General features: G+C 42.1%; 22 protein-coding genes and 1 pseudogene. 5 read left to right on the top strand and 18 right to left on the bottom strand.

Annotated features, from left to right (window positions below; translation table 11 throughout):
- Positions 1-3 precede the first annotated feature (3 nt).
- Positions 4-1,704 (bottom strand): beta-carotene ketolase CrtO, encoded by a 1,701-nt coding sequence (gene crtO, locus NSTCB13_RS19510; protein WP_445631181.1) that lies wholly within the window; start codon positions 1,702-1,704, stop codon positions 4-6.
- A gap of 224 nt (positions 1,705-1,928) precedes the next feature.
- On the bottom strand, positions 1,929-3,674 hold the full coding sequence (locus NSTCB13_RS19505; RefSeq protein ID WP_448273536.1) for a KAP family NTPase: 1,746 nt from the start codon (positions 3,672-3,674) through the stop codon (positions 1,929-1,931).
- A 922-nt stretch (positions 3,675-4,596) separates the two neighbouring features.
- Between NSTCB13_RS19505 and NSTCB13_RS19500 the strand changes: the two genes are divergently transcribed.
- On the top strand, positions 4,597-5,877 hold the full coding sequence (locus NSTCB13_RS19500) for an MFS transporter (protein ID WP_448273535.1): 1,281 nt from the start codon (positions 4,597-4,599) through the stop codon (positions 5,875-5,877).
- Positions 5,858-6,061, top strand: coding sequence for a hypothetical protein (locus NSTCB13_RS19495; protein ID WP_448273534.1), 204 nt, complete (start codon positions 5,858-5,860; stop codon positions 6,059-6,061). The genes NSTCB13_RS19500 and NSTCB13_RS19495 overlap by 20 nt, the downstream gene beginning before the upstream one ends.
- A 20-nt stretch (positions 6,062-6,081) precedes the next feature.
- Here the strand turns inward: NSTCB13_RS19495 and NSTCB13_RS19490 are convergent, their stop codons facing one another.
- The 10 genes from NSTCB13_RS19490 to NSTCB13_RS19445 form a co-directional block, all read right to left on the bottom strand.
- A complete protein-coding gene (locus tag NSTCB13_RS19490; protein ID WP_448273533.1) occupies positions 6,082-6,810 on the bottom strand; it encodes a DUF72 domain-containing protein in 729 nt (242 codons plus the stop codon).
- A 138-nt stretch (positions 6,811-6,948) separates the two neighbouring features.
- Positions 6,949-7,155, bottom strand: a complete 207-nt coding sequence (locus tag NSTCB13_RS19485) for a hypothetical protein (RefSeq protein WP_445631185.1) — start codon at positions 7,153-7,155, stop codon at positions 6,949-6,951.
- 14 nt (positions 7,156-7,169) lie between these two features.
- Positions 7,170-8,441: an ATP-grasp domain-containing protein gene (locus NSTCB13_RS19480; protein WP_448273532.1), complete on the bottom strand. Its 1,272-nt coding sequence runs from the start codon at positions 8,439-8,441 to the stop codon at positions 7,170-7,172.
- A 251-nt stretch (positions 8,442-8,692) separates the two neighbouring features.
- Positions 8,693-9,412, bottom strand: a complete 720-nt coding sequence (locus NSTCB13_RS19475; protein ID WP_448273531.1) for an isoaspartyl peptidase/L-asparaginase family protein — start codon at positions 9,410-9,412, stop codon at positions 8,693-8,695.
- A complete protein-coding gene (locus NSTCB13_RS19470) occupies positions 9,384-9,566 on the bottom strand; it encodes an isoaspartyl peptidase/L-asparaginase (protein ID WP_448273530.1) in 183 nt (60 codons plus the stop codon). Before NSTCB13_RS19470 ends, NSTCB13_RS19475 begins: the two co-directional genes overlap by 29 nt.
- Before the next feature lie 82 nt (positions 9,567-9,648).
- Positions 9,649-10,605, bottom strand: a complete 957-nt coding sequence (gene uvsE / locus NSTCB13_RS19465; RefSeq protein WP_448273529.1) for a UV DNA damage repair endonuclease UvsE — start codon at positions 10,603-10,605, stop codon at positions 9,649-9,651.
- 119 nt (positions 10,606-10,724) lie between these two features.
- On the bottom strand, positions 10,725-11,711 hold the full coding sequence (galE, locus tag NSTCB13_RS19460; protein ID WP_448273528.1) for a UDP-glucose 4-epimerase GalE: 987 nt from the start codon (positions 11,709-11,711) through the stop codon (positions 10,725-10,727).
- Positions 11,712-11,862: 151 nt separating this feature from the next.
- The gene (locus NSTCB13_RS19455) at positions 11,863-14,067 is read right to left on the bottom strand and encodes a family 1 glycosylhydrolase (protein WP_448267411.1); all 2,205 of its coding nucleotides are present in this window, start codon (positions 14,065-14,067) and stop codon (positions 11,863-11,865) included.
- Positions 14,068-14,342: 275 nt separating this feature from the next.
- Positions 14,343-16,790: a UDP-galactopyranose mutase gene (gene glf / locus NSTCB13_RS19450; RefSeq protein WP_448273527.1), complete on the bottom strand. Its 2,448-nt coding sequence runs from the start codon at positions 16,788-16,790 to the stop codon at positions 14,343-14,345.
- A 646-nt stretch (positions 16,791-17,436) separates the two neighbouring features.
- The gene (locus NSTCB13_RS19445) at positions 17,437-17,568 is read right to left on the bottom strand and encodes a hypothetical protein (protein ID WP_445631191.1); all 132 of its coding nucleotides are present in this window, start codon (positions 17,566-17,568) and stop codon (positions 17,437-17,439) included.
- A gap of 280 nt (positions 17,569-17,848) precedes the next feature.
- Here NSTCB13_RS19445 and NSTCB13_RS19440 point away from each other — a divergent pair.
- Positions 17,849-18,169 (top strand): annotated as a pseudogene (locus tag NSTCB13_RS19440) (DUF4383 domain-containing protein); the annotation flags it as partial.
- Here NSTCB13_RS19440 and NSTCB13_RS19435 read toward each other — a convergent pair.
- Positions 18,163-19,179, bottom strand: coding sequence for a glycoside hydrolase family 43 protein (locus NSTCB13_RS19435; protein ID WP_448273526.1), 1,017 nt, complete (start codon positions 19,177-19,179; stop codon positions 18,163-18,165). The pseudogene NSTCB13_RS19440 and the gene NSTCB13_RS19435 sit on opposite strands and share 7 nt — an antisense overlap.
- A gap of 157 nt (positions 19,180-19,336) precedes the next feature.
- The gene (locus NSTCB13_RS19430) at positions 19,337-20,146 is read right to left on the bottom strand and encodes a phytanoyl-CoA dioxygenase family protein (protein WP_448267406.1); all 810 of its coding nucleotides are present in this window, start codon (positions 20,144-20,146) and stop codon (positions 19,337-19,339) included.
- A 174-nt stretch (positions 20,147-20,320) separates the two neighbouring features.
- Here NSTCB13_RS19430 and NSTCB13_RS19425 point away from each other — a divergent pair, with 174 nt between their 5' ends.
- Positions 20,321-20,614 (top strand): hypothetical protein, encoded by a 294-nt coding sequence (locus NSTCB13_RS19425; RefSeq protein ID WP_448273525.1) that lies wholly within the window; start codon positions 20,321-20,323, stop codon positions 20,612-20,614.
- Here NSTCB13_RS19425 and NSTCB13_RS19420 read toward each other — a convergent pair.
- Complete coding sequence (locus tag NSTCB13_RS19420) at positions 20,583-20,858, bottom strand: hypothetical protein (RefSeq protein ID WP_448273524.1); 276 nt, start codon at positions 20,856-20,858, stop codon at positions 20,583-20,585. The two genes, NSTCB13_RS19425 and NSTCB13_RS19420, sit on opposite strands and share 32 nt — an antisense overlap.
- A 234-nt stretch (positions 20,859-21,092) precedes the next feature.
- On the opposite strand from NSTCB13_RS19420, the gene NSTCB13_RS19415 reads away from it, so the two are divergent.
- Positions 21,093-21,323 (top strand): hypothetical protein, encoded by a 231-nt coding sequence (locus NSTCB13_RS19415; protein ID WP_448267402.1) that lies wholly within the window; start codon positions 21,093-21,095, stop codon positions 21,321-21,323.
- Here NSTCB13_RS19415 and NSTCB13_RS19410 read toward each other — a convergent pair.
- From NSTCB13_RS19410 to NSTCB13_RS19400, 3 genes are read right to left on the bottom strand one after another with little or no spacing between them, the layout of a single operon-like run.
- Positions 21,320-21,484 carry a hypothetical protein gene (locus NSTCB13_RS19410; protein ID WP_448267401.1) on the bottom strand — a complete coding sequence of 55 codons (165 nt, stop codon included), beginning with the start codon at positions 21,482-21,484 and terminating at the stop codon, positions 21,320-21,322. The two genes, NSTCB13_RS19415 and NSTCB13_RS19410, sit on opposite strands and share 4 nt — an antisense overlap.
- A 30-nt stretch (positions 21,485-21,514) precedes the next feature.
- Entirely contained in the window at positions 21,515-21,697 is a 183-nt protein-coding gene (locus NSTCB13_RS19405; RefSeq protein WP_448273523.1) for a hypothetical protein, read from the bottom strand.
- 26 nt (positions 21,698-21,723) lie between these two features.
- Positions 21,724-24,810 carry an efflux RND transporter permease subunit gene (locus NSTCB13_RS19400; RefSeq protein WP_448273522.1) on the bottom strand — a complete coding sequence of 1,029 codons (3,087 nt, stop codon included), beginning with the start codon at positions 24,808-24,810 and terminating at the stop codon, positions 21,724-21,726.
- Positions 24,811-24,888: the final 78 nt, after the last annotated feature.

Here is a 24,888-nt window from a genome sequence, read left to right as displayed (position 1 = left end):
CTCTTAGTCTGATTCACTCCTTAAGACAGATGTAAGAGCAGATTTGATTGAACCTCCGGCTTCCTTGATTTTCTGGGCGATGGGTTGCTCATTATGCAAAAACACACGCGCACAGTTACGTCCCGGCAAACCGGAAATTGAACCACCCGGATGAGTTCCAGCACCAGTAAGATACAAGTTATCAATTGGTGTTTTGTAGTTAGCTAATTCCGGCAGCGGACGGAAGCAAAGCATTTGTTCTAAGGTCATATCAATGTGGTAATAATTACCTTTGTAACTCCCTAGCCGTTCTCCCAACTCAGCCGGACTTTCCACATGACGAGCGATGATTGAATGTTGCAGATTGGGCGAATATTGCGCCAGTTTATTAATCACTTTGTCTGCAACTTTGTTTTTTAGTTCATCTGTCCAACCCGTACCTTTTAAACCTGTACCGTCTGCACCAGCAATTTGATAAGGTGCAAAAAACTCTATCCATAATGTATGCTTGCCTTCCGGCGCCATCGATGGGTCGAGTCCGGTAGGCATTACCACATACATCGATGGATCTTCATCAGGAATTTTCCCCAGAGTAATCAGACTATGAGCTTGTTCTACATGATTGACGGAATCGGCAATCAGAATAGAACCCATCAGATAATTATCTTGATGATTGTGATGGACAAAGCGTAACGGTTCAGATAAAGCACAATCAATTTTGAGGATGGTTTCATTGTTGTTGACGATGCGGCGGTCTAACCTTTCGCGCAAGTTGCCATCGCTATTATCGACATCGCTACTATCCATCAGTTGCAAGAATAAGCGCTTGGCATCAATACTTGAAATTACACCTTTGTTAGCACGATATTCTTTGCCACCAGCAACCCGCACACCAACTGCTTTACCATTATCTACCAATACTTTTTCTACCTTTTGGTCGGTGAGAATCGTACCACCTTCAGCTTTTACCATTTTCACCAAAGCTTCCACAAGTCCACCACTACCACCACGCGGTCTTGCCATACCGGGATTATGACGCAACATCATCATCATCGCCCCAAAGGACATAGCTTTTTGTGAGGGAGGGGAACTTAGTTCGGCTGAGAGTCTAGCCAGAGGTGCTTTGACAAACTCAGAATCGAAGTACTCGTTAATATTATCTGTGGCACTGCTGAGTAAGGTACGGAGTAAATCAAGGGTTGTGTTAGAGCCACCTAGAAGGGAAAATAAGTCTTGCAGACTATTGAGATTGTAATTACCAGCAATATCAACAATTGATTTGGGTGGTGCATTGAAGAAAGGAGCAATTCCTGTGATAAAGCGCTGCCAAAAATCGGCATATTCAGCGTATTTTTCAGCATCACGCTGACTGTAACGGGCAATTTCGGCACAAGTTTTTTCCACCGATTTGTGAGCTAAGAAATACTTCCCATCTGGATGAGGGCAAAAGGCAACTGGATCGCAGCTAAGATATTCCAAGCCGTACTTATGCAGTTCCAACTCTTGGATGACTGGCCCTAAGAAAATAAACAGATGGTTAATCGCGCAAGGACTAAATTTAAAACCAGGTGCTTCATCAGGCATAAGTTCTTCAGTTGTAGAACCGCCACCAGGGAGCGATCGCCCTTCTAATAACAGGACGCTGTAACCAGCTTTTAGCAGGTAGCCAGCACAAACTAAGCCATTATGACCAGCGCCAATAATTACAACGTCATACGATTCCATGACTGCAATGTGGTAAGTAAAGTATATTCCCTGATATTAGAAAGTGTTGCAGATATCTAAATCTTTCGTGGGTTATAGAATATTTATATATCTAGTAGTAGTATTTTGATCGCCAAGAAGGAAATTTATTTTTAACCCACTTTTGTTACTATGTTGTACCCAACTAAGAAACACTATAAATAAATCCAGATTTTATATTTTTGATAGATGGTATCAGTTTTTACCTATATTTTTCTAGTTATTTCTTCTAGTTCTTTGAGGTGCTGTGCGTTCACAAGCCATTTTTCTTCATAATTAGATTTATCTGTACCATATTGACTTTGTTGCTCTTTTAGTATTGCAATTTCATGATTAATTATTGGTAACGCTTTCCCTTGGATAATTACTTTTTTGAGCAACTCAAACCGGGATATTTCATTGATTTGACGCAAGAGTTGCGAGATACAACGACTAATAATAACTTCATTGCTAAAAGCAAGAATGCTATGAGATTCATCATCTTGAGATAATAATTGCTCGCTGAGATCAAACAAAGCTTCTACAACTGAAGGGATGTAATTCACAGGAATTTCTTCGGTGGAATTTTCTAGATTTTCTATGAACACCCTGGCTTGCGTTGTGCCATTTGGAAGTTTTTGTTTAGCAAGTTTTATCAGATAATTTCTAAGTTTTTCTGTATTTTCCACCAAACCAAGGATAATTTTTATCTGAATATTAGACAATTCACTTGCTGATAACGACAGACGAAAGTAAATAGGAAATATTTCTAAACTACACACACGTAGCTGTTCGCGCCATTCCAATTGCTTTTCATCTAGAGAAGTATTATCCATAATGAATTTTAACTTAGGAAAAAGGTGCATTAGCAGGTTTTTAATAGGCTGCTTGTCTTCATCTCGCAGTTGAGCAATCCAGGTATTCAGAAGATTCTTGAGTTCGTCTATTGAAAGCTTTACCTCTCCTACAAAAATATGAGGATTTTGATGGATTATACTATAAATTTTTGGGCAAAAGACTCGCAAAGACTCAATGGCAAGGAAATCAACAGGGTTTACTTCATCTTTTACTGCTGGATACGTCACTGTTAAAGTGTTAATAAAACGAGTAATATCGCGGATACTAGTAAGAAAATGTTCTATTCCTTGAAAGTAAATATCACCCCAGCGAGTTTGGTTAATTTGTTGTTTTGGTGTTTGATAAAATATATAATTCAGCTTTTCAAAAAGCAGCCTCCGAAGCGAGATTTTATCAGGATTAGGTAACTCAAAACTAACTTGAATAATCTTTTCTAAATATGCTTCTTCAGATATTTCTTTAGTATCTGCAATTTTTCTGATTACAACTTCTTTATCAAAAACCATAAGATAGACAAGATTAGTAAAATTCCGCATTGCTTTGAAAATACGAAATAACTGCTTAATATCTTCCGCAGCCAACCGATCGATATCGTCAATTGTTACAACTATTCGCCGTTGTTGCTGTACTAATGTGTTTTCTACTTCTTCTTTTAATTCACCAGCTTCCTTGTCCTTCTCATCCAATAATGCCGCTAATGCTTTGCCTGTTTGAGCATAAGGTAAAGGAATGTCTGAAATAACAGCGGCAAAATCAGCTAGTCTCTCTTTCAAACCTTTTGGTACGGATGACTGTTGACTTAAAACGTTTTTTAATTGATCAAAAAAGCGCCTTGTGATATTTTGATGCCCAGAGAATAACCAAGGATTAAAAGGAACGATGATTGGTTTCTCCTCCTCTGGCTTTTGCTGAAGATAGTGAACTACAAAGTTTAATAGTGTAGATTTGCCAGAGTTCCAAGAACCGTAAACTGCAATAACGAAACCTTCAGGATAGGTCATTCTGCAAATACTTTCCGCTAAATACTTGGCAAAGTTCGCATGTCCTAAAAGGTCTTTTTCTGGATCGACTAAGGAGCTATCTGCCGATATGTCGTTAATTTCTGTCTGTGCCATAAAAAAATTTGACTAATGTTGCGATCCTGGCACATTTATAAGGATGAGCAGTCATACCTCACGATAGAAATTTCCAGTGAAATAATTTTATCAAGACTTATGTAATTGGTCATAGATTAGATATTTAGTATCGCTGGGGTGAGGAGATGAAATAGATATAAGATATAGCAATTCTCCTTTGAATGAGGTACATGGGTAGGAGCGCACAGATATAAACCCCTACAAGGATATATTTTCATCTGTAGTTAATTATTTTTTCTATACCTTATCTGGCTGGAAACTGCTATAAATAGCATATCTGGTAAATTTTTTCTATACATCATTTAAGAACGTGACTCAAAGAAGTTCAATTTAAATTCAACTATTAGCTATATAAATGCAGCATGATTTCTATCTATGTGTACTAGTAGAAGCTAAATCTTAGGATTTCTATATAAAGGTATTAATTCTCAAGAATGATTTTGAAAAAATCCTATTATTTTATATTCGGAGAATATTAATTAACTGCTAAATTTATTTTATCTGAAAGCTTCTAGCGAAATCTGTAAGCGATACGTTAAAGAACTGACTTATTTTATAGAAGCCAAACCGCAGTTATATGTTAGTGATTTCTGTTAAAGCAATTTATAGTCAATACTTACTATGAACTATAGCAATCCGCTTTGATTTCTGTTCGCGGAGCGTGGTGTAGGCATACTGATTTGCGTAGACAGGGAATAGGCAATAGGCACTCTTGCAAGGGGAAAGAAGGCTTCATAGTTCTACTGAGCTTTTTCAGAAATCAAATATGAGTCCTATAGCCTTCTGGACAAGTAAGCAATTGCAATGCCTTAGACTTATTGACGAAATCATATATAAGTTTTACTAATTTTGGTTAATCAGAGCTATAACAATTTAAATCTTTAAATATTAACTAGATAATATGGTTCAGCCCCAAGAAGATGACATTTCAGTAGAAGCTAGTTCTCTTCCCCCTGTCCCTATTCAAGAAATCTCAGAGGATAGGGCATTAACAGAGACGGTACTTTTCCCAACTCCAAAACTGTTTCTAAAAATTCCTAAGCCAGAAATTCGCCAAAGTCTCAGGGCGTTAACTTTTGAAAGTGTCTTTGCTGCGGTTCTTTATAGTATCATCGGCGGCGCGTTGCTCAGTAATTTCTTGCTAGAGTTAGGCGCTGGGGCAGCCGAAATTGGTCTACTCGCCGCCATCCCTCAGATGGTGAATCTGCTCCAACCACTGGGAGCGTATTTGGTAAATCGAAGTACCAGCTTCCGTTGGTATTTTATGTGTATTTTCATCCCGTCGCGGCTGCTATGGTTGGTTCTTCTGCCAGCGATTTGGTTGGTTACTTCATCTCGTATTACTGGATACCAAGTAGTACAGTTGACATTGGCAATTCTCTTAGTAGCTAATATCATCGAAGCTTTTGGTCGTGCGCCTTGGCTTGGGTGGTCAGCTGTGTTAGTACCTCAACGGTTACGGGGGCGATATTTCGGCTTTCGCAATAGTATTCTCGGCTTGACTAACCTTGTTGGTGTGCCTCTACTAGGTTTAGCGGTATCAGCTTGGCCTGGTGGAACCCTTCAAGGTTATGGCACTGTCTTGGTTATAGGAATCATATTAGGGCTAATCAGTGTGGGCTGTCAGTTCTGGATGACTGATATAAACCCGCAGCTTTTAAAAGTTGGGGATTCAGACACATCACACTCACAGCCCCAAGGAATAGATTTGAGCTTGTTTAAAGATGCTAATTTTTTGAAGTTTGTGCTTTACCTGAGCATTTGGTGCTTTGCTGTTAACATCAGCAATCCTTTCTTTAACCTCTATATGCTGGATAACCTGGATATAGATATTAGTGTAGTAACGATTTATCACGGCTTAGGAACTGGTGCAAATATGCTAATGCTGCTTTTGTGGGGCAAACTGGCCGACCGAATTGGGAATCGCCCACTACTACTATTAGTGGGAGTCTTGGTGGCGGTGACACCTCTGCTGTGGCTTTTGGTTGGAAGCGATCGCATTTCTTTTTGGATCTGGCTACCCTTGTTGCACATACTAGCTGGCGCAACGTGGGCAGCAATTGATTTGTGTACCAACAATTTGATGATGGGAATAGCACCGTTGGGGTCATCAGTCGAGTTATTTTGCGATCGCAGCTGCAATTGCTGGTATCACTGGAGCAATGGGTATTACTGTCGGTAGCTTTCTAGCAACTCTGTCCGGTGTTGCGGGTTTGCTGGGGTTGTTTGTTATCTCAGGCTTACTACGCATGGCTGCACTTGTACCCTTAGTTTTTGTTCAGGAGCAACGCTCTATACCACTAGGCCAGCTAATGCGATTCTTATTCCCAATGAAGCAGTCAACCGATCTGATAGAAGTGGAATAATCAGTTTTCAATTATGTATTTCAACAACATCCCAGCAAACTATAGAGTCGTTGAGCATCACGAATAGCGTTTCCATCGGGGTCGTTGTTGAAATACACGTAAACGTCAATTTCTTGGATTAGAAATGAACGGATACGTTCAACCCATGTAGATAATTCTTCATCGGTATAACCTACGTTCCATTGCCCACTGTGCATACGGATATAAGTCCAAGGGGCAGTCAAACAGATATCAAGAGGAACTGTTGGGCTGACAGGTAGACAAAGAGCTACACCTGCACTTTCTAGTAGTTGATAAATTTGTGGAATCAGCCAACTTGAATGACGAAATTCAACTGTAAATCTTTGTTGAGGGTAGGTTTGCAGTAATTCTAAAAAGGGCTGAAGACGTTCAATATTAATCTGCCAAGTATGAGGAAATTGAAATAAAATAGGGCCGAGCTTTTCTTGCAATCCAGATGCGCGTTCCATTAGGCGAGATAGCGGCTCTATCGGGTCTTTTAATTTCTTCATGTGGGTGAGATAGCGGCTACCTTTAACAGCAAAAATAAAGTTAGATGGTGTTTGCCTACACCAAGTTTCAAAGACAGACCGTTCTGGCAAACGATAAAAGGAAAAGTTAATTTCTACAGTAGCAAAATGTTGGGCGTAAAATGATAGTTGCTGGTCACTAGCCAAATGTGGTGGATAGAAAATATCCATCCAATGCTTATAAACCCAACCACTAGTACCGATTTGTAGTTTACTCATTTAGTTATCTCAGTTATATTATTCTCCTAATGTTATTGAATGTAAAATTAATTAAATTTGCTTGTAGTAAGCGACTATAGCCCTATTTTAAAGGCTACAGCCGCTTACTACCAACCTTTAATATCCTTAAAATAATTTTCAAGCTAGTAGTTTCTGGCTGAATTTTTGGAGTTGACATTTAACCCAATTACCGCCCTGAGCTATACATTGATGGCATATATCTCCATAGCTTTCGCCTTGGTCATTGCATACAATTAACCTAGCTTCATCTGCTTGAGAGGTTTGCTGACAAATTAAACATCTTTTGCTAATTTTGCCTGTATTACATTCTATTTGAAATTTCATGTCTCGCCTCCTGTTTAAGGATTCGCTCGCAATCCCTTATCCTGTAATTTCTGCTCGATATGCTGCATTTCCTGGATAGTTTCTCCAGCCACGATCGCATATATTTCGGTGTAAATTTTTCCGTATTTGACCCTCTCTAAAGCCGACAGAACGATTAAGTCCTTGCGATCTAGTTCTGGTTTTAAGGTGACTAAAATTGAATCTAATGTACCTTCCATGCGGTAGCTACTAGAATATTTAGCAACTTCCTTTCCCAGTCCCAGTAGGGTGTGACGCTGTAAGCACAACGGAGTCGAGCCATTAACTCGGAAATTGGCATCGATCGCATAAAATTGTCCGTCTCGATCTTCTAGCACATCGAACCCAATCACGCCGAAATAACCATGTTTGTAAGCATACTGACCAATGGCGGCAATCATTTCAAAGAATTTGCTCGTGTCAGTGTTGCGGTAGTCAATTAGTCCGCCTAAATAGTTACCTTCTGGAGTGACGAGTTGGCTGGTAGTGCCGATGAGGGTTATCTCTCCCGTTTTGTTGACATAAAACTGTACGCAGTAATTCTGCACCTCATTTTTGACGAACTCCGAGACAATAATCCAATCGAGCGACTTAATATTGAGGTATTTCCTGATTTCCTCAAAGCAGTAGTTCAGATCGTTAAGGCTTTTGATGATATAAGTGCCTTCCCCTGAGAGGCCGTGGGACGTTTTAATTAAGTAGGGAAATTGTGGTAATTGAATCTCTTCGAGATTGACTTCATGTAAATTGTAGCTTTCGTATTTTGGACATTGCACCCCCAGTTCGGCTAAAGTTACTTTGCTGAGTAAGCGGTAATGAGTGTCTGAATCAACAGCGTGTTTTTCAGGTTTTAGGCAATCAAAAGGAAATAACGCGATCAGTTTGTCAAAGCGTTCGCTGTGGCTGAGGTCATCCAAATAAGTTGAGCAATCCATCATCGATCGATTGGAGTCGCTGAAGCCAAAATGCTCTTGCCAGTATTCAAGCAGAGATTTTGGTGGTGGAATAATCACAATTCCAGGAATGCGATCGCCTAATACAGCCAGATTTTTCCACGGTTCCTTCTGACAAATCTTGTCGAAGGAGGTTTTGGTGGCTTCACTACTGCCATCTTGAAGAAAATATTTTTTTCGGTTGGGATAAGCAGCCCAACTGGCAGTTGCAGGGTAATTCAGGATAAACCCATAAGATGCATCTGTGATATCTTCAGCAAACAAGTCAGAAAGAGAATTCCCTTGAAAGTATTGAAAGTTATATTTTGAATTCATCTAGTCCTCCGAGAAACCGCATTCATCGAGGGATGCGGTTGTTGATAGCAAACAAGTCTCCTTTTTTTTTATGAGTAACATCAATTTCAAAAAATAAAGCTACACATTCAAACTTTAAAATCTAGATCAAATGTTACTTTCTGAATTACGGATTACGTTAGCATTAACCTTGCTCAGGCTATTACAAATTACCAATTACGAATTACGTTAGCGATGCAGGAGCGTCATTACGAATTACGAATTGGTAGGAGTTATTTCTTAGTAAATGCAGCCACCTTGTCTTGTCCTGCGGTCATATAAGCACAAGCCATGTGTGATGAGTTATACGCCCAGCCAACGCGTCCTTGACGGTCTATGAGGATGCACCCAGCTTCACCTTTAACCTTAGAAACCAAAGCGTCAATTGCCATTTGTGCGGCTTCATCTGGATGCCGATCGCCACTCAAAAAGTCGATCGCAGTTTTAGCCAAAACCACCGGGATAATCGACTCGCCATCGCCTGTTGTTGAGCAAGCGCCGAATTTATTATCAGCGTACAAGCCACAGCCAACAAGCGCAGTGTCACCGACGCGACCTTGCTGCTGCTTCGTAGTCCCGCCAGTTGAAGTACCAGCAGCTAAGACGCCGCTAGTATCCAAAGCTACACAACCTATGGTGTTGGGGCGATCGATAACTTCCCGATCTTCCTTCCACTGCTGCCATTGTTCTTCGGCTATTAAGTCTTCTTTTTTACACATTTCAGCACCACAATCTATGGCGAAACGTTCTCCACCCCGCGCTACTAGCAGCCTGGGTTTTTCATCCATAATTTTTCGGGCAACCGAGATGGGATGACGTATACCTTGAACTGCTGCAACTGCTCCCCAACTTAAAGAGCCTTCCATAATTGCCGCGTCTAACTCCACTTCTCCGTCGCTGTTGAGAGTTGCGCCAAGACCAGCGTTAAATGTCGGGGTCAGCTTCCAAAACACGAGTAGCTGCTTCCACAGCTTCGGCGGCAGTACCCCCACTAATTAGCACAGCCCAACCAGCCTCTACTGCTGCTGTACAGCCTGCATTATTGGCTGCAACTTTGTCGTCTGTGATGGTTTTTGCTCCACCGTGGACAATGATGGTCGGTGTCATATAATTTCTTCTTGTTAGTATGAATTTTGTGGGACTGCAATCGCTTTAACAGGTTCGTCAATTAGTTGTAGCGATCGCAAATTTACATACAATTATTGTTCGTTAGCCACCCAGAACGCAAAAGTGCGATCGCTTCTTCTTTTTGTTTGGCTTCGACTTCAATCCACGGTGCTTGATAGTAGACGTGAGGCATATCGGTAATCAAGTCGCTGTGTTTTCGGTCATTGAAAGCTTGCTCACCATTGGAAATATGGACTAATTGCCAATCTGGATTTTTCCAAGTTTCTCGCGCTGCGTAAAACATGGATGCTACACTCGGACGATCGTAGCTATCCAAATTTTCGTGGCAAATATGGTGATGGGCATCAAATACCATCGGCACATCAGCTTGCTGACATACTGCTAAAATTTCATCGGCACTATAGGCGTATTCATCGTTTTCTAAAGTCAAGCGACTTTTGATGTTTTCTGGTAGTTCGGAAATTACTTTTACTAGTTGTTCAGCCCGTTGAGATTTGCCACCATGAATATTCATCAATGACCAAGGCGATCGCGGTAATCCCAGTAAGTCAAGTATACGTGCATGTCCTGCTAAATTATTGATACTTGCCTGTACCACTTCGGGGGAATCAGAACTCAGCACTACATATTGATCTGGATGCAATACCATTCTGATGTTCAATGCATTCGCTCGTTGACCAATTGCTGCTAAATCAGTACTCATTGCTTCTAATATATTTGCGCCGATTTCGTCTTCTAAGTCACTTAGGGGAAATAAATTAGAAGACATCCGATAAAGTTGAATTTTATTCTGCTGACAAAAGGAGAGAGCATCATGTAAGCGTTGTAAATTATGGCGATACAGTTCACTCAGGGCACTTTCGCGATCGCTAAGGGAAAGTTTTAAGTATCGGGTGCGCGTCATTGTCCGAAAGCGCACTTGTTTGTCCGAGGTGATGCAAACTAGCCCTAAAGAGGGCAGTATACTTTTTTGACACTGCTGTGCATTAGGTAAATTTTGAAACTCGATTGCGCTCATTAACTAATACTAACTGATACTTGTTTTAAGCCATTCTTTAATTTAAACAAGTTCTACCATTGGTTTACGAGTACCGAAAGAATGAATTCCTAAGCCTTACAGGATGTTTTAAAATGTCTTTATTTATGTCGTTGTTGATGCCATTGCCAAGCATGGGCGATAATTTCGTTCAAATTAGGATACTCTGGATGCCAACCCAATATTTTAGTTGCTTTGTCGCTGCTGCCAACTAAAATAGGAGGGTCCCCTGGCCTGCGATCGCGTTCTTCTATTTTAATTTCTTTGCCTGTTATCTCTTTAGCAGTTTCTATCACTTCTCTGACTGAAAAACCACTACCATTTCCTAGATTAAATACTTCGCTTTCTCCACCTTTGAGTAGATATTCCAAACCTAAAATATGGGCTTGTGCCAAGTCAGTCACATGAATATAATCGCGGATACAAGTTCCGTCTGGGGTAGGGTAATCTGTACCGAAAATCAAAATAGATTCGCGCTTACCAAAAGCAGTTAGTAGTACTAATGGTATGAGATGAGTTTCAGGTTCGTGGTCTTCACCCAGCAACCCATTAGGGTCAGCACCGGCGGCGTTAAAGTAACGGAAACGTACAGACTTTAAATTGTAGGCGGTATCAAAATCAGATAAAATTCTTTCTACCATCCACTTGCTAGTAGCATAAGGACTAATGGGATCTTGCGGATGGTCTTCGGTAAGAGGAACAAACTTTGGTACACCATAAAGAGCGCAAGTAGAAGAAAAGATAAATTTGTTAACAGATGCAGCAATCATTGCTTCTAAAAGCGTTAGAGTACCTGCAACATTATTATGGTAATATTTGGCTGGATGGATGACAGATTCACCGACTGCGATATAAGCAGCAAAATGCATAACCGCAGTTATATTGTGAGTTGAAAATATGTCATCAAGAAGAGAGCGATCGCTCATATCTCCAACAATCAATTTTACCTGCAAAACTTCTTCTACAAGTTCTCGATGCCCGTTCGACAGATTATCTAAAACAATTACTTTATAACCTGCATTTTTTAGAGCTAATACAGCATGGGAGCCAATATATCCGGCTCCTCCCGTGACTAAAATAGTTGACATAATTTGGCGATGGCGAATAGGGAATGGGGAATGGGGAATGGGGAAGAGACAAGGTAGACAAGGGAGAGACTTCGTTCAATAATTCTCCCTTGTCCCCCTTGTCCCCCTTGTCCCCTTGTCTCCCCTTAAAATTAGATTGCTAACCAGACCACTAATTTCTTTCTTCCAAGTAGCGAGAAATTGCACTGTCAAGGTGTGGCATTAATTCACCTCGATTGCTACCGAGAACGCTGTAAGCTGGGCGGGGAGCAATCCAACCAAGTTCTTGCGTAGGAAGAGCAATTAGATTGCTGACACTCACACCTGCTTTTTTCGCCGCTAATCGGGCTAAGTCAGACCAAGCTATAGCACTTTTGTTAGCCAAATGCCACAAACCTTTCTCGCCATCAATCAATAAATCAAGACTGGCATGAACAAGATCGGGTACATAAGTAGGCGAAACGATCGCATCTTCGGCTGCGACAAAAGTATTTCCAGCAGCTAGTTGCCGCAGGGCGATCGTCACAAAGTTGTAATCATCCCACGGGCCAAAAAATGCGCTGGTGCGAATCATTAGTGATGCCGGATGAGCCTGTAATACTAGCTTTTCTGCCAAAACTTTGCTGCATCCATATACATTGAGGGGCGCAACGGTATCAGTTTCGACATAAGGATTAGACTCAGCACCATCGAATACCAAATCTGAAGAGAAAGTTAGCAGCGCCACATTATGTTGAGCGCAAGCAGCAGCTAAAATCGCTGCCCCTTCAGCGTTTACCTTTAAACAAACATCGGGTTCGCGTTCGGCATCGTCTACCCGCACGTATCCGGCAGCGTTCACAACTGCCCACGGTTGCAATTCGGTAAGTACTTGATTGACGGAAGTAGGATTGGCAATATCCATATCTTGGCGTCTTAGCAGACAATATGAAATTCCTCGCACTTCACACAACCGAGCAAAAGCTTTGCCTAGAGTTCCTGTGGCTCCGACGATCGCCAAGGGACGAAGAGAAGCAGGGGAAGAAAACGGGAGAGATGGGGGAGATATGCGACAACTGACGGCTGGGTATAATAGGCGCTCTTCTCGATGCCACCATCCTGGTGTATCAAGTAATGGATGATTGGGTTTATGCCCAGTGGCTAAATCCTGCACCATCTTAGCGATCGCTGTTTGTCTAGGCTGGGGAGAGCGCAAATCGAACACGCCTGACTCGTAGTATCCTGCGGAGCGAGTCACTAAACTATTCCAATCGTAGCTGCCTAAAAGTGCCCAAACAGTTACAGCACGAATATCTGCACCTTGGTCTCGTAATTCTTGAGCTGCATTCCACACTTCATTGAGCCAGCGTAGTTGTTCCTCACGGGTGCAACTCAGGTGAACTTCAGTGACAGCAAAGGGTAGTTTGTAACGTTCCCATGTCTCTTTGAGCAATGTCTGCGGCCCTGCCAAACCCTCAGCGCAAACTCGCACTGCCTCTACATCTGCATACTTATCTCGACCATTACCACCATGCGTCCAAGCTGGATAGTTTTCTAGGTTTTCATCTAAAAAGCGTTCGCTTGTCAGGTAATGGTTAATGCCGATAATGTCGGGTGGACAGATATATTGCAAAAATTCTTCAAGTTCAGTCTCGCTGATGCCACAGTCGCGCAAGTAACTCCACATCGGATGAGTTGGGTTGATTCGACCGCATAATAAATCCAAACTCAACCAGCGACGTTCATTCTCAAATTCTGCTTGATAAGCCAGCTTTGGCGTACTATGAGTTTTACCCAAATCCTCAGTTTGTAGGAGTTGGGCATTGGGATTGACTTCTCTGATTGCCTGCATCGAAACAGCGATCGCTTTGCACTCTCCTAACAAAGCACGGGCAAAAGTTAAATCGTCCTTTCCGTGAGGATACCAGTGACCATACATCCCACTAAATCGTGCTGTTGTCAGTGGCTCGTTGATGGGTGTGTAATGTGTTACCCAAGGATAGCGTTCTGCAACCGCACGAGCAAACAGCGCTAGTTTCTCAGAAAATTCTGGATCTACCAAGCTGGTATCACGCGGCCCACTGCCATGATGCACTAGCCCCACAATCGGACGGATGCCGAGTTCGCGCAAGCGTCCCAGCCGTTCATCCGCCCACGACCAATCAGCATTCTCTAAACCATTGGGCGCTATCCTCTCCCAAAGCACTGGATAACGGATAGCGTGTATGCCAAGTTGGGCGAATAAATCTAGGTCATCCAAGCGGGTTGCATGGCCATTGCGTTCTAACTGATCGAAATACTCTTCACCCACACGATTAACCGTACACTCGACACCAGCCCAAACTTCTAGAGCAAGTTTTGATTTAGGAGTGTTGAGTGTCTTGAAAGCAGAAGTCATAATTTACAACTCAAGCTGATATTTTATTTGATGCGTTCTTTTCAACTTTTGTAGTGGCGGCACTAAGAAAAGCTGAAAGTCTTATTTAACCTCGTTCCCAGTCTGAAGACTGGGAACGAGTTCCAAGAGGCTCTGCCTCTGGTCAAGAAAGAAGAGGCGGAGCCTCGCAAAATGGGTTCCCAGCCTCCAGGCTGGGAACGACGCAACACAAGACTTTGGATTTATCTTAGTGCTATTCCCCCCTGCACCTCCTCTCCCTGCTCCCCTGCCTCTTTTCAAGCCTTAACCGCAATTTGTTTGTATACAGACAAAGCTTGAGCAACACATTGATCCATGTTGTAGTACTTGTAAGTCCCTAGCCGCCCCACAAAATAGATCCCTGGAGTTTCATCTGCCAGCACCTTGTATTTCTTGTAAATTTCCTGATTTTCAGAACGCGGTACAGGATAATAAGGGTCTCCTTCAGCTTTGGGAAACTCATAAACAATACTTGTTTTAGAGTGTTCCTGACCAGTTAAGTATTTAAACTCTGTCACCCGCGTATAAAGCTGTTCATTGGGATAGTTGATGACCGGCGCTGATTGAAACACTGAGGTATTATGCGTCTCATGCTTGAAATCAAGCGAACGATATGGTAGTTTGCCGTAGCGATAATCAAAGAATTCGTCAACTGGCCCGGAATATACCATCTCCCGGCAAGGTATAGCTTTTTGAATTTCCTGATAATCAGTGTTAAGCATTACCTTGATGTTCGGATGATTTAGCATATTGTCAAACATCCGGGTAAAGCCGTGTAGCGGCATCGCTTGGTAGCTATCGGTAAAATAGCGATCGTCACGATTGGTACGGGTGGGAATTCTGGCAATTACTGATTTGTCAAGTTCCGATGGGTCGAGTCCCCATTGTTTGCGCGTATAATTTCGGAAAAACTTTTCATACAGTTCTCGCCCAACTTTGCTCACCACCACATCCTCACTAGTGCGGATGTATTCCATTGGTTCAGCAAGCGATTTGTAAAACTCTTCCACCTCAAATGAATTGAGATTCATGCCATACAGCTTGTTGATGGTGTCGAGGTTGATCGGAATCGGAACAAGTTGCCCGTCTACACTGGCAAGGACGCGATGCTCGTAAGACCGCCACTTAGTAAACCGAGAGAGGTATTCAAAAACTTCGCGGGAGTTGGTGTGAAAGATGTGGGGGCCGTATTTGTGTACGAGAACGCCATGATCGTCATAATGATCGTAGGCATTGCCGCCTATGTGATTGCGCTTGTCTACAACCAGCACTTTTTTACCTTGAGTTGCCAAACGTTCAGCAATGACGCTACCAGAAAAACCAGCACCGACAACCAAGTAATCGAAGACAAAATCTCTGGTAATGACATTTGGTGCTTGTTTACCAGCCGCACCTGTGGAGTTAGCTTTGTCTTCACCATTACGCGCTGCGATCGCAGAGTCAATCAGCTTCATCATTGATGCCCAAGTGCGATCCCAAGAAATCTTTTCTAAAAAGGCATCTACTCGACTCAACCATTCTGAGGCTGGGGTATCCTCTTGCATTGCAAGTTCTGCGGCGGTAACGAACTCAGAAACTGTGTCTGCAATTCGCACCAGTTTTGACTCTCCATAAGGACGCACTACATCACGAATTGAGGTAGATACTACAGGCCTACCTGCGGCAAGATACTCTGGAGTTTTGGTAGGGCTAATAAAACGTGTTGACTCATTACGCGCAAACGGCAACATTGCCAAGTCCCACCCTGCTAAATAGGCAGGTAGCTGTTTATAGTCTCTGCCACCGAGATAATGGATATTTTCATGCTGTGGCAGAGTTGCGGGATCGATTTTGACAACTGGCCCAATAATTACTAGATGCCAGTCAGGACGGGCTTCGGCAATACCAGCAAGCAGTTCAATATCCATCCGTTCGTCAATTACGCCAAAGAATCCAAGGCGAGGATGGGGAATATGAGCTTGATCTTCTGGTTCTTGAAGATTTCTCGCCTGACCAAAGTGGGGGACATCTACACTGCTGGGAAAGGCATAAACGTTGGGATGCTGGTTCACCTTACTTTCGTAAAGGCTTTGTCCCCCTGTAAATACTAAGTCTGCACGCTTGAATAGTTCGGCTTCGTAATTCTTTAAAGTGGGTGATGCGCCGTGGAATGCAGACAATTCATCCATGCAATCATACACCACGGCTTGGGGTTGCAAGTGGCGCGTGAAAGCGATCGCCATTGGTGTGTAATACCAACAAATGTATTTGTTGATATTATGCTCTGCAAATAAATTATTAATTAGTGCTTGTAAATTTGCGTTGATTGCTTCTTCGCTTAAACCTTGTTGCAGCTGTGGTACAACCACAACTACTCCATGAGAATCTTGGTTTACATCTAACCTTGCCAACGGTTCTTCAGAGAAAATTGGTTCCTCAATAAAGAACACTCGCTTTCCTTGGGCGCAGCGACTAAGAAGATGTTGTGGTCTTTGATAGACGAAATTCCAACGCAAATGAGATAAACAAACTATATCAGGCGTGTCTTTAAAGGTTTCTGTTGATTGAACTTTTTTGTTAGACGAAGTTAAATTCAGCAGTGATGTACTCGATGATTGCGTTTGGGCTAGCTGCGATCGCTTTGTTTTACGCTGCTTCGACGAAATAACATTGCTGACACCGTTGTTTTTGACTTGAGATTTTTCACTTGCCATAGTTCGTCTCATTATTTAAATTATTAATTCTGACTAGCTAAACGCTAATACCTTTTCTATGTAAAGCAACACCAAGCTTACTTCCAGGCAAAAGCTTGCAACATATTTTGCTGCTTTTCAATATTGAATCGGTCTCATCAATACTTTGTTGCACCAAGAATAAAATACTGTTTTATATCTAATTGTTTCATCTATCCAAATAAATATAAAATTACTTTCTTGATTAAGTCTTAAGCACTATATCTTGAGCTGAAATTCATTGATTATTGATTTATGTAACGTTTTTTTAGTTATAAACCTATGCAAATATAATTATGTTTGTCTGTTCGGTTTCGTACACAACATCATGAAAATAATTATTTCTAGTATTAAAATTAATAATCTCTGGTTATTTATTAATTTGCTTTGTTATTCATATTAATTTGGATAATATGACAGTATATACGAACTAGCTATTTTTTAAACATAAAAAAATATTTATTTACAATATCTACATTATTTTGTCATTTAGGATACATATTGTTGTAACAATTATTTTATAACCTATAGTAAATGAAGTAATTTCTTTTATTGTTGGTTTCTGAAAAACAAGTATTATAAATTTCACCCTGATGATATATATATTCTCTCAGCCTTGGGTAGGTTAAAAGCTTTTTGGCTATATGTACAATTGCTCGTAATTCAATTCATAAACCTCACGCGATCGCTTCCAATGATGCCAATCCGTGAAGCGATCGCTTTTATCTAAATATTTCTCTAAGAAAATAGGTAATGCAGCAAGTATAAGCATTGATATTCAAAACTCATAATGTTGCTTTTTAGTAGCATTCAAGATTAATAAATTAACTAGCAAATTTTCTGGATTGAAAAGTTGAGCGCTTCTTTATTAATGATGTAATTATATTTTTAATTAAAATTATTAATTGAGATGTAAAATCTCAAACTCAATCTTAAATCTACTGACAGAGAATACATTGAAACCTGTGACAGATAATTGCAAGTTTCATATTAGCTAAAACTTTAGTTATCACTCCATTAGTCAAAGGAATTACGAGTAATGAATGCAAGTATCTGCGGGTTTTGGTTATATCTTTGGTGCAATTCCTACCAACTTTTTGCATAACATTGTACGTTGCGCCGTAGGATTGTTAGGAATTACTTCTTACAAGAATACTACCACTGCGCGTCTATTCAATCGTGGTTTTGCAGTTTCTTATGCCTTGCTGGCAATCGTTGGATTGTTGCCTTTGGGTAAGACATTTTTTGGCTTAATGCCATTGTTCGGTGCTAATGTTTTGCTTAATGCATTAGCAGCGATCGCAGCTGGCTACTATAGCGTTGTTATACCAGCCAAAGTTAGCGGTGTTAATGTATCGCAAAATCCTCAATAGTTGCTGATAGTCTGCGGTGTCCAGGTAGGGCCATTACAAGATGGTCCTTCTGGTTTCCATATCAGCATATCTAAGCAGATTTGCCGCATATCCATGTTTTTCGTCCAAGCATGGTAGACAACATACTCAGTCTTACCATCTGGCCCAAGAACAATAGAATTATGTCCCGGCCCGATGACAAAATTAGGAACAGACTTTAGCACCCGTGGCCCGGTTTCGTTACCTGCATCAGAGTAAGGGCCCATCACGTTGTCAGCAACGCCATAATCTACGCCGTAGTTCTCAGTTTCCCAGCGTCCACCACTATAAAAGCAGTAGTATTTACCTTCATGCTTACGAACGCAGGGACCTTCTAAAGTATGCCAATCATAGATTTCACCATACATCAAACGGTTAGCTAAAAAACGTTGCCAATCGGATCGCGCCCGTAAAACCACTTTCCCTTCACCAGCAAGTTTAGTCATGGTTTGGAGTTTGTCTACAACTAATGCTGTGCCAGCACGCACTCCATCGGATGTATCCAGAAAATCACGGGCGTAAAACAAATACCACTGTCCATCGTCATCCTGAAATGGGTGCGGATCGATCGCAAAAGGACAAGATTTTGGATCTACGACTGGCTCACCAACATCTTGATATGGCCCTAACGGAGTATCGCTTGTAGCTACACGTAACTGATGATTTTTATCTTCATGCCCTACAGAATAGTAGAGATAAAATTGGCGATCGCAGTAAGCAACTTCGGGGGCCCAAAAATTATCGCCAAGGGCGGGATCTGGCCGCTGTAGCGCGTTCCCAACATAATCCCAATTCACAAAGTCGAAAGAGCGTAACAGAGGAAAGACACAGGATTTTTTATTGGAGTTAACATTTGGTGCGTCCACTATTTCATCTACCGTTCCTTCTGCTTCTGCTGCGCCAGTGCCGATCGCATAATATACGCCTTCGTGTTGCCAAACAAAAGGATCGGCAAAATAACCTTTGTAGACTGGATTAGTATAGGTTTGCATCTTAAATTATCTATGGAATAATGACAAAAATCTTTCTTCCACTAGTAGTCTGGCAACCCAAAAATGCTGGGTGAGGGCTGGGGAAAGGGAAAAGGGTAAAGGGTAAGGGATTTAAACTCTTTCCCCCTTTACCCCGCCAAGTTTGCTTGGCGAACTACTAGTATTTGAAATTCACGTAAGTTTCGACTTTGTTCTTAGGTAAGCTTTCTACTAGCTGACACCGTAGCATCTGCTTTAGTTTTTCTGGGAGGCTTTGATAATAGTCTTGTGGGAGAGTCAAATCTACCTTTGGTGTGTGCAACCAATGCATAGCATAGCCCATGACTACCATCGGTCTTGGGTGGTTTGTCCGATTTGGGGAACCCCGATGTAGTGCTAAAGGCGATCGCACCATTACGTCACCTGGCTGCATATAAAAAGATTCCATCGGAATTTCACCACTGGCAACCTTTTCTAATCCCTCTTCACGCGGTATAACATGGGTTCCACGCGCCATTTGGAACGGGCCGTTGTCTGCGGTTACTTCTACAAGGGGAAAGTTAACTGCGAGGGCGTACAGTGGTGTAACTATGCGATCGCTAAACAACGGGCGAAAATCCCGATGGGTTTCCTGATAATCTGAACCTTGGAATGGAACATCAACTCCCATCTGAACCATTACGTACTCTTGGTAAAACACGCGATCTAAAATACCCATAATCACTGGGTTAGCAAAAACTAACTCATTAGCAAATGGGTAAATCCAAGGCAAGGTTAGATAGTAGCGGGAAACTTCACGAGGAGCCAACCCACCCGGTTGATTTTGACGCTCGTGAAATAATTTTTCAAAAGCTTGTGCCCACTCGTCAATTAATTTTTGCTCAAAAACACCGGGAATCACACAAATTCCGTCTTGATTCAGTTGTTGAGCAAATCGGTCTAGGTCGGTAGCTGAATATTTCGCTATACCGCCTATACTTTGAACCATCTTTTTTATCCTCTTCAACTTATAACTAGAGGCGTATTAATATCAGACCTCTAGGAGATTTTTTATTGCTTGTCGATAGTAGCGCACTATTTTTAAAATTGGTGGCTTATGCCAATCCTCTGTAACAATTAATTTATATTAATTATAACGAATTACTTAACATAACTAAACTCTTTGACACTCCAGACAATGCAACGCGATCGCCTGCCGTTTAAAAGGCATCTAATAGTCAAAAGAGTGCAGTTGGACTCACCAAACCACCAATCTACACACCTGCATACATCAGCACATCGGCAGCTTTACGGGCGAAGGGAAGTGCGACTGCTAGCCCAATTCCAGAGTTACCACTTGTTTGTATGGTGTTTTGCTTTGCAGTTTTCCAGAATTGCGATCGGAATTTTTGCTATAGCTGTTAGTTATTGTCAAAAAATTGTCATCAATTTTCTCGATCTGTACTTGAGTGAATAGCTTTGTTCAAATCCCGCAGCAATTCTTCTTCTGCATCCCGCTCTTGCTTAAGTTCTCGAATCATTTCTTGACTAGAACCAATCAGCAAGCCTGCGACTGCACCAACGATCGCATATTTTTGCTCTAAATCTTTATACATTTGACTTGTGTAAGGGCAAGGAAGTAAATTAGCAATAATAAAGCCAATTCCTGCACCTACAAATGCTGTCACAAAGCCAGAAAAAACGATTAATTTAGCGTTCATTTGCTTTGCTCCAATGCTTATAGCTTTGCTAAATTATCAGGAGATACTCTACATTGTGTCAGTGGTTCCCAAAGTTACAGCTTAATCTTTACCTCTTGTAATAATACCGATTCTGGGTTGAGTTGGTACTGAACCCCTCAGCACCAGCGAGGAGGCAGGGTGGTTTCATACAAGCAGAAAAAAAATGAAACTAGCTTTCTAAGTACAGCTTTGCGTAAAAGCGTAGCGTTTTTAATGCAAGTCGATGCATTAACATTGCAAGTCGATGCATTAACATTGCAAGTCGATGCATTAACATTGCAAGTCGATGCATTAACATTGCAAGTCGATGCATTAGCATTGCAAGTCGATGCATTAGCATTGCAAGTCGATGCATTAACATTGCAAGTCGATGCATTAGCATTGCAAGTCGATGCATTAACATTGCAAGCCCATGCATTACGAATTAATGAAATGCTGTACTAAGCCTCTCTCCGCTTGCCTAACGGCAGGCTGACGCCCAATACGGTTTGATTAAACTTTTTTAATGAAAATTTTAGATCGCTAAAGATACGATAATCGATCGCAAAGACGCGATAAATCGCCGTCTCTACAATAACCAGTCTTTTGTCTTGACGGCGATTCATCGCGTTTCTTGCCTTAACCCTATTCCTTTTTTACTTACTCGAATCATTACGTTTGTTATCATCAGCATTCTGCCTGATAATTACAGATGAATGTTGATGAGCGTTCGTCGCTGGCGCAGCGTCTCCAACTGGAGTTGGCATCGCTCTTGATTGTCCATCTTGGTTTCCATCTGGGGATGGCGGCTGGGTGGGATTAGCAGGTTTTTTCTTCAAGAAGCGTTCTTCCAAAGTCTTGATGATTACGTACAGGGGACTGGAACAATCAGCAAACTCAAAATCGTTGCTACGAGTAACCCGCCAAATAAGGCTGTTCCTAACGACCAGCGCGAGGCAGAACCGGCGCCGGTGGCAATTACCAGGGGGAAAAATCCTAGCAAGGAGGCGCTTGAAGTCATCACAATCGGTCGGAACCTTTCTTGCGCTGCGGTTACGGCTGCTTGTCGAATTGTCGCGCCTTCTTCCAAGGCTTGATTGGCAAACTCGACGATCAAAATCGCGTTCTTTGACGCTAATCCAATCAGCATCACTAACGCCACGTTTGCGTAGACATCATTAACCAAACCGCGCAATGACAAGGCACTCAATGCGCCTAACAACGCTAACGGTACAGTTAAGAGAATTATCGCCGGATCGATATAACTTTCATACTGAGCAGCCAGCGTCAGAAATACCATAATGATCCCGAAGCCAAAAATCAAAATCCCCAAGTTACCTGCACTTAATTCTTCGCGGGCAGTGCCAATCCAATCACTGCCAACACCTGGCGTTGCTGCTTCAGTCACCGCTTGCTGCATTGCTTGAATTGCCTGTCCACTACTGTAGCCCGATGCTTCTCTACCTTGTAAATCGATCGCGCGGAAGCCGTTGTAATGGGAAATTACAGATGGGCCTGTAGTGGGTGTGATTTTTGCAACTTCACTCAATGGAACCATTTGGTTATTTGCCGATCGCACATAAAGCCGCCGAATATCATCTGGCGATCGCCGATAGTTAGCATCTGCCTGAACATATACGCGGTAGCTACGCTGTCCCAAGGTAAAATCGTTGACATACTGGGAGCCGATCGCAGTTCCAAGTGTGGTGACAGCTTGTTGAAAATCGATGTTAAGTGCTTCTAAACGAGTGCGATCGAAGTCTATTTGAAACTGTGGTGTACTAGCAGTAAACTGGGTGAAAACGCCGCCTTTGAGCGCTGGTTTTTGATTGGCTTGGGCGATTACCGCTTGAGCATTCGCATAAAAATCATTGATTGTTAATCTTCCGTTGGTTCGGTCTTCTAGCTGTAGCTCAAATCCCCCTAACGTACTAAAGCCTTGAATCGGTGGGGGACTGACTGCGGTAATAATAGCTTCTGGAATCGTTGCAAATTCTTTATTGATTCGGGCTAAAATTCCAGAGGCAGTTTGATTGGGTTGAGTGCGCTCCTCCCACGGCTTGAGTTTTGCAAAGAAGACACCGCGATTTGAACCACTACCTGCAAAGCCAAATCCCGAAGTGGCGAAAACGTTACTCACCTCTGGTTCTTTTTCGAGAATTTGTTCGAGTTTTGTAATTACTTGGTCGGTATAGTTGAGGGCAACTCCATCTGGCCCTTGAATAATACCTAAGACAATTCCCTGGTCTTCACTCGGAACAAATCCGGTGGGAACATGGGTAAACATAAAATAAGTGGCAGCTAAACCAACCACAAATAATCCAATTACCACATAACGAAGGCGGATCAGAAAATTCACCGTCGCTAAATACTTGTCAATAATCCATTGTAAAATTTGATTGAAACGAACAAAAAACCAACCAAGCGGGCCGCGTGCAGGGCGAGGCGGGCGGAGCAAAATTGCCGATATACTCGGACTAAAGGAAAGAGCATTAAACGTTGAGATGGCGATTGAAAAAGCAATAATCAACGCGAACTGTTGATACATTTTTCCTGTCGAACCGGGAAAAAATGCCACTGGAATAAAAACCGCCATCAATACCAACGACGTTGAAACTACCGCTCCGGTAAGTTCATCCATTGCCTCGACTGATGCTTGCAGTGGTCGCATTCCCTGTTCAACTTTGCGGGCGATCGCTTCCACAACGATAATCGCATCATCTACCACTAATCCTGTTGCCAAAATTAAGCCAAATAACGTTAAATTATTCAACGAGAATCTAAACACATAAGCAAATGCCAACGCCCCAATCAGTGAAACGGGAATGGCAACCAAGGGAATAATTGTGGCTCGCCAGTTTTGCAGAAACAGAAAAATCACCAGTACGACAAGAGCGATCGCTTCAACTAGTGTTTTCAATACTTCTTCGAGTGACGCTTGCACAAATCCAACGGTATCGTAGACAATCTCAGCTTTTAAGCCCGGTGGAAAGTCTTTCATCAACTCATTCATCTGAGCCTGAACGTTTTTCGAGACATCCAGGGCGTTACTACCAGGTAATTGATAAATTGCGATCCCAATCGACGGCTTACCATTATTTCTCGCATTGCTGCTGTAAGTCTCCGAGCCAAGTTCTGCACGACCTACATCTTGGAGTTTAATTAAACTGCCATTACTTCCGGCTTGAATAACTAGATTTTCAAACTCTGACGCATCTTTAAATTGCCCATTGACTCGCAACGGAATTTCATAACTTTGACCTGGAGGGATAGGCGATTGACCTAACGTTCCGGCTCCGGCGAGAATGTTTTGCGATCGCAATGCTGTAGAGACATCTGCTACAGTTAAGCCTCGACTTGCCAGCGCATTCGGATCGAGCCACAACCGCATTGCATATTGCTTTTCACCAAAAATTGTTAAATCTCCAACTCCCGGCGTTCTCAGCAGTTGATCTCGCAAATTCAGATCGATATAGTTACTAATAAACAGCGCGTCATACTCATTATTTTCGGGGTAAAGAGCATAAACTAACAAAATACTTGTAGAAGATGTTTGTGCTGTCACGCCGAATTGTTGCACCGTTGTCGGTAGGCGAGGTGTAGCACGGGCGAGACGATTTTGGACGTTAACTTGAGCAATATTTTTATCTATCTGCGACCCAAAATATACCGAAATTTGACTACTACCTGCGGAACTGTTCGAGGTCATGTACTGCATTCCCTCTACACCGTTAATTTGTCGCTCCAGCGTAGTTGTCACCGCAGTTTCGACAGTTTCCACATCCGCCCCAGTATAAGAAGCTGAGACTTGAACGCGAATCGGTGCAATATCTGGCAAGTAATTAAGCGGCAGCAACGGAATACACACGCCACCGACAATCAAAATCAGTAGAGTGCAAACGGTAGTTAATACCGGGCGTTTAATGAAGGTATTGGCGATCGAAAAAATCATAAATTATCCTTCCTGGATTTATAGACCTCTTGCAAAAGTAATTTTTGCAAGAGGAGGGAAAAGGAAAATTTAATCCCT

It is taken from the genome of Nostoc sp. DSM 114160 (assembly GCF_053470305.1).
This window is presented reverse-complemented; position numbering and strand designations above follow the sequence as displayed.

What these genes read in the sequence shown, in the direction of transcription:
- NSTCB13_RS19495 (WP_448273534.1), top strand. Translation starts at nt 5,858, where the DNA reads ATGGGTATTACTGTCGGTAGCTTTCTAGCAACTCTGTCCGGTGTTGCG.
- NSTCB13_RS19485 (WP_445631185.1), bottom strand. Translation starts at nt 7,155, where the DNA reads ATGAAATTTCAAATAGAATGTAATACAGGCAAAATTAGCAAAAGATGT.
- galE (WP_448273528.1), bottom strand. Translation starts at nt 11,711, where the DNA reads ATGTCAACTATTTTAGTCACGGGAGGAGCCGGATATATTGGCTCCCAT.
- NSTCB13_RS19420 (WP_448273524.1), bottom strand. Translation starts at nt 20,858, where the DNA reads ATGAACGCTAAATTAATCGTTTTTTCTGGCTTTGTGACAGCATTTGTA.
- NSTCB13_RS19505 (WP_448273536.1), bottom strand. Translation starts at nt 3,674, where the DNA reads ATGGCACAGACAGAAATTAACGACATATCGGCAGATAGCTCCTTAGTC.
- NSTCB13_RS19455 (WP_448267411.1), bottom strand. Translation starts at nt 14,067, where the DNA reads ATGACTTCTGCTTTCAAGACACTCAACACTCCTAAATCAAAACTTGCT.
- NSTCB13_RS19435 (WP_448273526.1), bottom strand. Translation starts at nt 19,179, where the DNA reads ATGCAAACCTATACTAATCCAGTCTACAAAGGTTATTTTGCCGATCCT.
- NSTCB13_RS19470 (WP_448273530.1), bottom strand. Translation starts at nt 9,566, where the DNA reads ATGACACCGACCATCATTGTCCACGGTGGAGCAAAAACCATCACAGAC.
- NSTCB13_RS19410 (WP_448267401.1), bottom strand. Translation starts at nt 21,484, where the DNA reads ATGAATCGCCGTCAAGACAAAAGACTGGTTATTGTAGAGACGGCGATT.
- uvsE (WP_448273529.1), bottom strand. Translation starts at nt 10,605, where the DNA reads ATGAGCGCAATCGAGTTTCAAAATTTACCTAATGCACAGCAGTGTCAA.
- NSTCB13_RS19400 (WP_448273522.1), bottom strand. Translation starts at nt 24,810, where the DNA reads ATGATTTTTTCGATCGCCAATACCTTCATTAAACGCCCGGTATTAACT.
- NSTCB13_RS19430 (WP_448267406.1), bottom strand. Translation starts at nt 20,146, where the DNA reads ATGGTTCAAAGTATAGGCGGTATAGCGAAATATTCAGCTACCGACCTA.
- NSTCB13_RS19480 (WP_448273532.1), bottom strand. Translation starts at nt 8,441, where the DNA reads ATGAATTCAAAATATAACTTTCAATACTTTCAAGGGAATTCTCTTTCT.
- NSTCB13_RS19490 (WP_448273533.1), bottom strand. Translation starts at nt 6,810, where the DNA reads ATGAGTAAACTACAAATCGGTACTAGTGGTTGGGTTTATAAGCATTGG.
- NSTCB13_RS19415 (WP_448267402.1), top strand. Translation starts at nt 21,093, where the DNA reads ATGCAAGTCGATGCATTAACATTGCAAGTCGATGCATTAACATTGCAA.
- crtO (WP_445631181.1), bottom strand. Translation starts at nt 1,704, where the DNA reads ATGGAATCGTATGACGTTGTAATTATTGGCGCTGGTCATAATGGCTTA.
- NSTCB13_RS19500 (WP_448273535.1), top strand. Translation starts at nt 4,597, where the DNA reads ATGGTTCAGCCCCAAGAAGATGACATTTCAGTAGAAGCTAGTTCTCTT.
- glf (WP_448273527.1), bottom strand. Translation starts at nt 16,790, where the DNA reads ATGAGACGAACTATGGCAAGTGAAAAATCTCAAGTCAAAAACAACGGT.
- NSTCB13_RS19445 (WP_445631191.1), bottom strand. Translation starts at nt 17,568, where the DNA reads ATGCTTATACTTGCTGCATTACCTATTTTCTTAGAGAAATATTTAGAT.